This window comes from Guyparkeria sp. SB14A (assembly GCF_005096345.1).
GTDB lineage: Bacteria > Pseudomonadota > Gammaproteobacteria > Halothiobacillales > Halothiobacillaceae > Guyparkeria > Guyparkeria hydrothermalis.
Genome location: NZ_SWAW01000016.1, coordinates 20,545 through 31,746 on the forward strand (window position 1 = coordinate 20,545; position 11,202 = coordinate 31,746).

Genomic DNA, 11,202 nt, shown 5'->3' on the forward strand with positions numbered 1-11,202 from the left:
GCTTTTTATGGCGTTTAAGATAAATCCTGCGTTCCTAAGGAGAGGGGGCTGACCTAATTTGCATGAATTCTTCTGGAGCGACCGTTTGGTTGTTCCTCCAGATCAGCTCTCCACTCTTCTGTCGGGTTATATCGCCGCGATGGTAGTGGCAGGCAATGGTTCCCCAGAATGCCCCGCCATTTATGCACCAGGGTCGGCCGGATGGGTTGTTATTGAACTCATATCCTTTTCTGAGCATGCAGTAGTCTGTGTAGCTAAAGTACATAGAGAAGTCTGCGTCAGGGTAGAGAGATTGCCCTTTTTTGGAGCAGAGGATGATGTCTGACCTTGTCTTTGCATCCGTTGAACCCGGTTTTTCCCAAAGCTCGGTTCTTGATGGGAGCGGTTTGTCCATGTAGGTGATTACGCAACCGGAAAGCCCGGCCGTAATGCTTGCGGTAATAATAAACATTATGAGGTTTGGCATGCTAATGGTCTCGGTTCGAGCTTGGGTTGACGAGGATTGGTTGTCCGGTTTTACCAGGCCCCCATACTCTGTCTGCTTGTCTTCTCATGGGGTTTTCGCTGCCATCGGTCAAAAATTTGGGAGGGAGGTCCTTGAAGTAGGACCCATGTGCATCGCCTAGCGTGGCGGGCTTTCCGCCTGATGATGCGTTGGCGCCAAAGATGATTCCTATGAGGTCACTTTGATGGGTGTTTTGGTGGACCTCTCCCAGGCCACGAGTGACGGTATCGATCCTATCTGCCATGCGCTGTGCGTTCGCGGCGGCTCCGTTGAACAAAACGCTGCGGACCGGTGTGCTTGTCTCACCTTTGACTTCTTGCAATCGAGTCGCGTTACTGGCCGTCATGCTGCCGCGACTGTGATCGATTTCTTCGATGTAGAGCAATTGTCCTCCGTTTTGAGCCGCCCTTTCGTTGTGTTTCTGGATGGCTTCCCGAATGTCGACGTTCGCATGTGACGAATTGCTCGCACCGAATAGCCAGGTCAAGCCAGTGAACTCTCGGATCTTGTCGAGTGATGCGTAGACGGACTCGGAAAGAACATTCGGGGTTTCTGGGTTTATGACCGTGTATATCCCAGTCTCCAGAGCCTTTGAGCCGTGCTGCTCAACCGCATTGTTTAGTGCTTCTTCTTCACTGTTGAATATGCCGTGATTGAAAAGGTAGACGGTGCCATCTTCGTCATGAGCGAAGTCGTGATCACTGAAGTCCGTGACAATTTCTGGTTCACAACTGCTGGCGCCGTCATCGCATGCTTGCTGGAGAGCGGCCTTTTTTTCGGCGTCGTCCGATGCGTATACCCAATCGCCGATGGCACTCCTGGTTTGCTCGTAGGCAAGCGTCTTGAGTTTGCTATCCGCCTCCACTGACGTATGCATCGCTTTCGCATCTTGGAATGTCGCCGCCGTATGAGTCTCATTTGTTTGTCGCGAGAGGGAGGCGATGGCGTCGCCGACGGTCATGTCGGTGCGAGACTCGTGGCGCTGCTGATCGGTGATGATCAAAAGTCCTTCGCCAATGGCGGACCGTGTACGGCCTTGTGACTCACCGGAACGATCGGCGTCCAGTGATGTATTGGCGATAAGGCCTTTAGCTGCGCCGTATCTTCCTTGCGTCACCATGTCGCTGGAAAGAGAAAGGCCGCTGGCCTCGGCGCTGGCGGACGCGGAGTTCGTCAGGTCACGTGAGGTAAGGGTGCCCGTGACCAGCCGATTGTCTGTGGGATCAGCGTCGCTTGAAATGGCGCCGCCAACCAGATCGGTATTGCCGGCCACGGTGAGGTCGAATCCGCCTTCACCGGCGCGGATGGCGCTTTGTTCGGTGACCGACCGGTAGCTTCCCTGGGCTTCGCTGTCTTCTTTGGAATAAGAAGCGGCAACACTGAACCCGCCTAGCGGGATGCTCACCCCAACACTCTCGTTGTGCTGTTCGGCACGGTATTCGGTTCGATCCTGAACGCTTTCGATACGCAGGTCGCCGCCCACGTCGGCTTGGACCCGCTGTCCAGTCACGACGGCCCCCACCAGTGCCGTGTCACCCCCCGACTGCAGGCTGGCGGTCTCGCCGGCCGAGACATGGCTGAGCCGGTGGGTGAGCTCACTGGCTTCCGACTCGCCTTCACCGCGGGCGGCCGATGCGGTGATGGAAAAGCCCACGCCGTTGCCGCCCAGGTCGATGCCGATACCCACGCTGGCGGATTGGCTGTCGTTCTCGCTTCGCTCTTCGCGACGGGATTCGGCGGCGAACAGGGCGATCTCGTCATCGGCAGAGAGACTGGCATTTCCCTCGGCGCGGACGTCGCTACCGCGAACCAGGATGTCGCTTCGTTCATCTTGACCCGCTGCTTTGACACGAACGTCACCACCCGCAGTGATGTACGAGCCGCGGGCCGCGTCCGAGTGGCTTTTGGCCTGATAGTGGCTCTCACTGGCGCCCACGCTGATGTTGATGCTGACGCCGCCGGCCTTGTCCGCCAGGTTGGCATCCTCCGTGGCGCCGCCGGTCTTGATGTGGCTATAGGCGTCCACGGCGGCCAGACCGGCGCTGGCGGCTGCGAGACGTTTCATGCGGTCGCTGTCCGTGTCGTCGGCTGCCTGAGCGAGGCGCTGAATGCTCTTCGCCGCGTCGATGACTGGGCTGGTCAATGCGAGCGTCAGTCCGCTTTGCTCCATTTCGTGCATCTGACTGGTACTGCCGGTCTGTCGGGATTCGACGATTTCTACCCGCCCGGCTTGGATGTCGACGTCCCCCATGGGAGCGAGAAGGGCGCTGCCCTTCTGATGATAAATATCCCCGGCGTCGATACTCACGTCACCCTCGATGCTGGCCAGTTGCGCGGGGACGCGGGTCTGACGGACCACGTCATTGCTGCTGGCAAGACGATGGCTGCCGTAGGTGATCGACAGCCCGCCGTTGGAGAACAGCCCGGAGCGGGTTGTCTCCTGGAAATGCTGTCGGGAGTTTTCCTCGCGCACTGCCGAGAGTGTGAGGTTCCTACCAGCCTGTGCCCTCGTGCCATGGTCGGAGATTGCCTGGCTACCATGAATGGAGATGTCTTGGCCGGCCGTGAGCGTCACTTGTTGGCCGCCTACTTGCGTGCCGTTGGCCCGATCGGATTGGGACGCATCGAGGGTGGATGTGACCGAGCCCGACATGAAGCCGCTGTCGGTGATCTTGTGAGCCTCTTCCCAATGGCGTGAAGAACGGCCGGCATCCAGCTGGAGGTCATCCCCGGCTGATAGCTCGATCTTGCCGGCCAAACTATCGATGATAGCGGCGCGCGCAGCGAGATCGCGCCCCGCAATCAATTCGAGGTTGCCGCGGGTGTCGATGCGAGTGCCGCGTTCGTGCGTTTTTCCCTGGACGAGGCGGTTGCCGGCGTCCCAGACCAGTCGTTCGCTCTCGCCTTCGGTCGCGGTGGTCATTTCTAGGTCATGCCTGGCGAACAGGGTGGTGGCTCCACTGCCGTCGTGTGTGACGTCGGCCGCTTGTAGTTTGAGGTCGCGTCCGGCAATGACATCGAGTTTGCCGGCGCCTGCTACCGAGAGTCGGCCGCGGTCGACGATCTGATCCCTTGAGAAATGACTGGAGCCGGCCTGTATTTCGCCGTGTTGGGGTTCAGCCTCGATCAGGATGTCCCGGTCGGCGGTTAGCGACAGCGCGTGGTCGGCGTGCAGCTGGCCACCGCGTTGGTGGATGTCGGTATCGGCACTCAGGTGGGCGCGTGCCGCGTCGAACGATCCGCCGAGGTTTTCAATGCGATTGGCGGACAGCGTGAGTTGCTCGCTTGCCGCCAGCGTGCCGCGGTTGACGGCGGTGCCGGCAACCGAGAGGTCGAGGTCCGTGGCCGCGATTCGCCCGGATGTTCCCGCTTGTCGGGTCGCGCCGTCGGTCAGATGCAGGCGTGGCACGAGCACCCGAGTTGGTTCTCCACCGGTTGTCACGGTCTCGCTCTCGAGCCAGACGATATCGGTGGTCAATCGCGCGAGTTGCTCGGCGGTCAGGCGCACGCCGGGCGCCAGATCGAGATCACGACCGAACGCGATACCGGCATCGATCAGGGCCCGGAATTGCGCGTCGTCATCGGCAAACCCGTCGAGGCGGCGTTGCCCGGTCTGCTCGATCACCTGCTGGCGGACGAGCGCTTGTTCGTAAAAACCGTCACCGAGTCGTTTCTGGGTGTGGGCGGGGTCGCGGGCCAGGGCCTCGAGCATGGCCTCGGAGCCGTACCACTGTCGGTAGGCGGTGAAACGTGGGTCGGTCTCGATCAGCGAGGCGTTGGGGTTGTCTGCCGTCAGGCGGAACAGGCTGGCCGAGGGGAGGGCCGGGGATGTCGATGGGTCAGCCTCGGCGATGCCCGGGATGGTTGGCGCAGAGGGGGCGGGATCGGCCTGTCCGGTAAAGGTGACGGTTGGCAGGTCGTAGGGCGTGCCGTATTCCGGCGCCGGGCGATAGGGACTGGTGCCGTGCCATTCGCGGCAGTGGTCCGAGCCCGCGAAGCCGCAGGACTCCACCGTGGTAAAGCGTGCCGTGCCCTCGCGGCGGGTGATGTCCTGCCCCTGGGTGGCGTGGTTGTCGAGATGGTCGAGATCGGCCTGCAGCCTGTCGCCGGCGATGATCTGGCTGTCGACGTTGCGTAACGTGCCGCCCTCGAGACTCATGTTCCCGCCTGCCTGCAAGGTCGCCGGCCGGCTTTCGACGACCTCGGTGTGCGACGTGACGGCGGTAGCCTGGAACCAGGTGAAATCGGAAATCTCGTGCGGATAGCCCTGGCACCAGACGTTCTCGTGGTAGAGGTTCGAGCAGTCGGCGGCATCGAAGGTGCGCTGGCTGCCGCGCAACTGGATCCAGGACTCCTGGACCGGTGGCTCGTCGACCTGAGTCGTGACTACCCCGGCATTGAGGTTGTCGATCCGATCGGCGGTGATCGAGAGGTCGCCGAATGCCTCGATGCTCGCGTTCTCGTTGAGGAGATGGTCGGCCGTTGCCTCGTCGCGCCCTGCGAGCTGCATGTCGCCCGCACTCAGGATCAGGGCGCCGTTTCGGTTTTCGGTGTGGTCGACACCCAGCTCGAGCCGATCGCGTGCGCCCAGCGTGGCCGCTGATGCGTCGTCTCCCAGATTGCGCAACGCGTGAGCGGTGACCGAGAGAAGGTCGCCGTAAATCCGCGCGCCGGGGGTGTTGTCGATGGTGGTGGCCGCGAGATCGACCTCGCCACCGTCGATCAGCCCGCGGTTGTGCAGGTGGTCGTCGGCGGTGATCGTTAACGCGCCGGCCACCATCTCGGCATTGTCCAGGTTGGCGATTGCTTCGGCCCCCACGTCCGCCGCCCCCGTTGCCGCCAACCGGCCGTGATTCGTCAGCTCGCCGTCGACCTGCAGGGAGAGGTCCCTGCCTGCGACCACCTCGCCCTGCTGTTCGTGGTCACTGCCGATCGTGATGCCGATATCGCCATCCGACAGCCATTGGCCATCACCGCTCATTGTCGATGTGGCGAGTTGCAGCTCGTCTTGGCCGAAGACAAGCCCCGCCTCGTTCTCGAGGCCCGTGGCGAGCGTCAGGGTCAGTGCCTCTCCGGTCAGGATCGCCCCGTCTCGGTTATCGAGCGCGGCGGCGTTGGCCGTGACGTCCGCCTGGCCAGTGATGCGTCCGGCCCGGTTGTCCAAGGTGCCCGCGACATCCAGTTCGAGATCGGCCTGCGCGTGGATTTCCCCGGTGTTCGTGATCCTGTCGGCCTGCAGACGGGCGTTGCCCGCCGTGGTCGCGGTGCCGTGATTGACCAGCTTGCCGTCGACCGTGACGGCAAGACCCGCCTCGCCGGCGGCGATGGTGCCGGCATTTCGAACGCCCACGCCGTGCTCGTTGGCGACCAGGCGGATCTTGTTGGCGTACATGCCGCCCAGGCGAGCAGTATCGATGCCCCATTCGGGAGATGGCGTGTTGGCAGCGAGCGATTCGGTGAGCGTGCCGCTGCGGTCGAAACGACCGGTGCCGGTCGTGATCTCGAGCCGGTCGGCCCATAGCCCGGCGTTGATCTCGACCGCGCGGGCCAACAGGTCGGCCTCGGCGGTGCGGCTGGCATCCATGCCCTCGCCCTCGATGCGGATGCGCCCACCGCGCACGTCCAGTCCGGTCCAGCGGTCACCGTCGAACAACGGGCGGCCGGTGGTCAGCATGGCCCGTTCGGCATTGATAAACCCGCAGCCGTCGCAGGTGATGCCGGCGGGGTTGGCAACCACCAGGTCGGCCGGGTCGCCGCCGATCTCCAGGTAGCCGGCGAGCTGACTGGGCGTGGCGCTGCGCACCTCGTTGAGAATCAGATCGGCCGTGCCGCTGGCGAGCGCCGGATTGGCACCGATCTGCCCGGCCAGTGCGGTCGCACTGGTCGTCCGACCGTTGTTGAATACCACGCCCTTTTTGTCGACGTCGAGCTGCCGGTAGACATTATGCGAGACGCCGTCGGCGCCGGGCGTGGTGATGTCGACCACCGGCGTGCCATTGCCGGATTCGTGGATGCTGGGGCGGTGTTCGCCGCGCGCATCCGGGTGCGAGTGGATCTCGCTCGCGCCAACCGACGGGGTGGCGAGTGCGGCGGTAACCCATACCGCCAGTGATCGACGGGTGGGGATGGATCGTGAGTGCGTCATGACGTGTCCCTGTCCTGCGCGTGTCGTCGAATTCAGAAATGGATGCCGGCCTGAAAGCCGGCCTGCAGCCCGGGGTCGGGATAGGCGGCGGGCCGGTCCATGGCCCGTGCCGCCCAGGCGTCGATCCAGGTGTTTTTCCAGCGCCATTGCAGGCCGACGGCCGCACCGACCAGGTGGCGCCCCGGCAGGTCGTCGGTCGACGGGCCGTCGACGCGCCCGGTGTCCAGGGCGAGGTAGGGGTGCAGCGGGCCGGGGAGTTCCAGGTGCACTTCGTTGCGCCAGTAGACGCCACGTTCCCCGCTGAGCAGGAGGTTGCCACCAAAGCCACGTACGGAATGACGGCTGCCGATCGCGAAGCGGTCCTGCGGGATCAGACGGGTGTGGTTGAACTGGCCGCGGATCTGGCCGCGATAGCGCAGGGGCTGCTCGGCGAGGACGAACGGTGCGTCGAGCCGGGCGTGGAACGAGGTGATGTGCGGTCGGGCGGTGCCTTCGCCGAATGCCTCCTCGGGGGCCGTCGTTGCGCCCAGCATGCCGGTGCCCCAGCGGTGGCTGAGCGCGAGGTCGAGTGTCGCCCGACCGAGGAAATGCCGGTGCTCGATGCCCGCTGTGTACCCGGCCATGCGACGGTCCTGCACGGCAATGCGTGTTTCGTCGATGGCGTTGGAATAGGTCTGCAGCCACGCGGTCGCCTTGAGCCGGGTGCGGCCGACATCGGAGCGGTGGACCACCCGGGATATTTCGGCTTCGCGTCGCTCGCCCTTGCCGCTGTAGCGGTAGTCGCGGTTGAGGCCTGCGATCGTCTGGTCGTACTCGAAACGGCTTGCCGTGGCGCCGAATCGCCAGTAACCGAACGGCGCGGAGTAGTGCAGCGTGTACGACCGAGTGCGCCCGGGGTGCGTGCTTTCATCCAGTCCGAGATTGCGGGTGAGGCTGGCGTACAACAGGCCGTTGAGGCCGACAAGGTGATCGCCGAATACGGTGGCCGTGCCGAGAAAACGCCCCGTCTCGCGGCTGCCCGAGTCGTCGATGGAGAGCGATACCCGCAACGGGAAGCCCTGCTGCCAGTCGACCACCACGTCGCTTTCGCCGGGTGTCGTGCCGGGCTGGATGTCGATCTCGGCGGTGACGCTGGGCAGGCGTTCGAGGTTTTCCAGCCCCTGCTCTAGGTCGCGCAGATCGAGCAGGTCGCCGGAATCGGCCGGAAAGGCGGTGTCGAGGCGGGCACGGCTGCCAGAGGCATCGCTCGCTCGCAGCACGCCGACCCGTCCCGTCAGGATCGAGAGTTGTAGCTCGCGGGTGTCGAGATCCTGGGGCGGGGCGCTCACGCGGGTGGTGATCAGGCCGAGCTCGATGAGTTGCTGCTGGGTCTCGCGCAGGATGGCGCGAATGCCGTCCTTGCCGAGGCACCGTCCGGCCTGCCAACCAAGTGCCCCGAGCGCCCGCCGAAGGGCGCGCTCGAACCGCGGACGGGGCTCACCGACCAGGCGGATGCGGTCGATGTTGACGCAGGGTGTTTCGTTGGCGGGGATGGCCGGCGCGGGACGCGACGGGCGCGGCAGGCGCACGTCGGGTGACGATTCGAGTCGCTCGCGCAGTTCTTGCTGGCGCTCGAGCTGGCGGAGCGACTCGTCGCTTGGGTTGGTTGCCTGCGCGGCGGCAGGCGTCGCAACGATCCCGGCCAGCGACACGGCGATCCATGCCATGCGCCGACCGAGGCCGCCGCGACGGCATCGGGTGAGTACCACGTCTCTCGTCCTTGAGATGATGGGTGGGTATCGGGTTGTGTTTTTTACGCTAAAGGATCGGCGGGATCCCCGCAAGGCCGTCGGTCCATCGAGCGGGGTTTCTGGCCACCGGCAAAATGGACATAATGCGATGAGCCGTTGATAGCGACGTTGTCGTGCCAGCCCACTCATGCCCGCCAATTCGGCAACCGGAAGCAGAAATCCTATGCAGGACGGAGAAGTCATCGCCTCGGTGGACCTGGGGTCCAACAGTTTTCACATGCTGGTCGCCCGGGTCGAGGCGGGACAGTTGCAGGTCATCGACCGGATGAAGGAGATGGTGCGGCTGGCCGGCGGGCTCGACGAGCACGGGTATCTGTCGCAGGCGGCGATCGAGCGCGGCCTGGACTGCCTGCGGCGATTCGGCCAGCGGCTGGCGGGCATGCGCCGCGGGCGGGTGCGCATCGTCGGCACGAACACCCTGCGCGCGGCGAAGAATGGCTCGACCTTCATTCGCCGCGCCCAGCACGCCATCGGCCACCCGATCGAGATCATCGGCGGGCGCGAGGAGGCGCGGCTGGTCTACCTCGGCGTGGCCCACAGCGACGTGCCGGCCGACGGCCGACGGCTGGTGATCGACATCGGCGGCGGCTCGACCGAACTGATCATTGGCGAGGGATTCGAGCCGGTGCGCATGGAGAGCGTGCCGCTGGGTTGCGTGCGGCTGACCAACGATCACTTCAGCGACAGCAAGTACGACAAGACCCGCATGCTCAAGGCCGAACGCCGGGCCGAGCTGGAGCTGATGAGCTACCAGCGTGCCTATCGCGAGATGGGCTGGGCACGGGCCGTGGGCAGCAGCGGCACGGCGCGCTCGCTGGCCACGGTGGCCGAGGCGAACGGTTGGGGCGATGGCAGTCTCACGCTCGCGGGGCTGGACGAGATCCGCAAGGCCGTGCTCAAGGCCGGTAGTCTCGACAAGCTTTCATTGAATGGTCTCTCCGACGATCGCAAGCCGGTGTTCGTCGGCGGCTTGGTGGCGATGCGCGCGGTGTTCGAGGCACTTGGCATCGAGCGCATGGCGATCTCCGATGGCGCGCTGCGCGAGGGGCTGATCTACGACTGGGTCGAGCGCGAGGACTTCGACGACGTGCGCGACCTGACCGTCGGGCGGTTGCAACGCATGTTCAACGTCGACGCGGCTCATGCGGAGCGCGTGGCGTCGACCACCGCGGCCTTGTGGCGCCAGGTCGAGGGAAACTGGGGCGCGACCAGCGACGAGACCAGCGAGGCCTTGCCGCTGTCGACCTGGTTGGACGTCGCCGCGCGTGTCCACGAGGTCGGCCTGGCGATTTCCCATTCCGGCTACCACCACCATGGTGCCTACGTGCTCCAGCATGCCGACATGCCCGGCCTGACCCGCACGGCCCAGGCGGCGGTCGCGGCCCTGGTGCATGCCCACCGACGCAAGTTCAAGCCGTCGCGCTTCGAGTCGCTCGACGAGGATATGCGCCCACTGGGGATGCGCCTGGCGGTCATCCTGCGCCTGGCCGTGCTGTTCCACCGCGACCGGGGCGAGGGCATTGCCCCCGCCCAGGTGAGCGCCAGGGCCGACGGCGATCAACTCGCGCTGACGTTCGCCGCCGGCTGGCTCGACGATCACCCGCTGACGGCGGCCGACCTCGAGCGCGAGCAGGCCTATATCGCCAACTGCGGCTTTCAGCTGCAATTCGGGTAGGCGGGGCGAGACATGGCGCAGACGGATCGAACGCAAGCCGGGGTTCACTTCCTGCTGATCACGGCCTGGGTGGCCGCGGTGGCGGTGGCGCTGATGCCATCGCCGGCGACCGCCAAGAGTGTCGAGGGGCGCTTCGTCGCCTTCGGCCCGGGCAACTGGTCCTGCGCGGATGCCGTGGCGGTCGCCGAGGGCAACCACCCGGGTAGCCAGGGGAAGCTCGACGGCTTCATCGCCGGCTATCTCACCGCGAGTAATGTGATCCTGAAAAACACCTACGACATCCAGGCCGGTGAGTCGGCCTCGTCCGCCCGGACGGCGGTGCTCGAATTCTGCGCCGAGCACCCGGGGGTCAATCTCGCCAACGCGCTGGCGGTGCACACGCAGCGGCAATACCCGGACCGGCACAGCGTGCCGCGCTGATTCCCCAAGTCAGGCCCACGCGCGGTCAATTCAGGCCGAGCCGCGCTGATCGACTATGCTCCCTCTCCACCTCGCAACAGGGAGCAAGGGAATGACCGCAATCGCCTCTTTTCTGCAACATGCCGCCATCATGGCCCGCCGGGCCACCCGCCTGATCGCCATGCCGATCGTCGCCCTGGCGCTCGCCGTGTCGATGCCGGCCGTCGCGCAGGACGATACCCAGCGCGTCGTCTACCACGTCGACTTCGCCGACCCGACCCGCTACTCGGCGACGCTCACCTCGATCAACAACCTGATCAACGACGCCGAGCAGAAACTGCTGCCCTGGGACGTCCACCTGGTGCTGGTCGGGTACGGCATCCGGTTTGCCACCGATGACCCGCTCGAGGGCACCCCGTACGCCGCCGACGAGGACCTCAACGAACGCCGCGCCGAGCTCAAGGGGCGTCTGCAGACGCTGATCGACGTGCGCGAGGTCAACGTGCACCTCTGCGACGTGACCCGCAACGAGATCGGTCTGTCCGAGGACAAGCTCTACGAGGGCATCGAGCTGGTGGGCTCGGGGGTAGCCAAGATCGCCGACCTGCAGCGAGAGGGATACGCCTACCTGAAGATCCAGTAAGGCGGACAGGCTGTGCCCTGCTGACGTCAGAAGCCCCGGCATGGC

Annotated in this window: 5 protein-coding genes; 3 read left to right on the forward strand and 2 right to left on the reverse strand. The window is 64.8% G+C overall.

Translation table 11 applies throughout. From position 1 onward, the window contains the following. Nucleotides 1–467: 467 nt before the first annotated feature. Together FAZ79_RS07465 and FAZ79_RS07470 are read right to left on the reverse strand one after the other, a co-directional pair. Nucleotides 468–6,650, reverse strand: a complete 6,183-nt coding sequence (locus FAZ79_RS07465) for a hemagglutinin repeat-containing protein (RefSeq protein ID WP_169303638.1) — start codon at nt 6,648–6,650, stop codon at nt 468–470. Nucleotides 6,651–6,682: 32 nt separating this feature from the next. Continuing rightward, entirely contained in the window at nt 6,683–8,356 is a 1,674-nt protein-coding gene (locus tag FAZ79_RS07470) for a ShlB/FhaC/HecB family hemolysin secretion/activation protein (RefSeq protein WP_169303639.1), read from the reverse strand. Between the two features lie 247 nt (nt 8,357–8,603). Here FAZ79_RS07470 and ppx point away from each other — a divergent pair, with 247 nt between their 5' ends. From ppx to FAZ79_RS07485, 3 genes are all read left to right on the forward strand, one after another. After that, entirely contained in the window at nt 8,604–10,115 is a 1,512-nt protein-coding gene (gene ppx / locus FAZ79_RS07475; protein ID WP_136867355.1) for an exopolyphosphatase, read from the forward strand. Between the two features lie 12 nt (nt 10,116–10,127). Beyond that, the gene (locus FAZ79_RS07480; protein ID WP_136867356.1) at nt 10,128–10,535 is read left to right on the forward strand and encodes a hypothetical protein; all 408 of its coding nucleotides are present in this window, start codon (nt 10,128–10,130) and stop codon (nt 10,533–10,535) included. A 91-nt stretch (nt 10,536–10,626) separates the two neighbouring features. Then, nucleotides 10,627–11,157, forward strand: coding sequence for a DsrE family protein (locus FAZ79_RS07485; protein WP_211238819.1), 531 nt, complete (start codon nt 10,627–10,629; stop codon nt 11,155–11,157). The last annotated feature ends 45 nt before the right edge of the window (nt 11,158–11,202 follow it).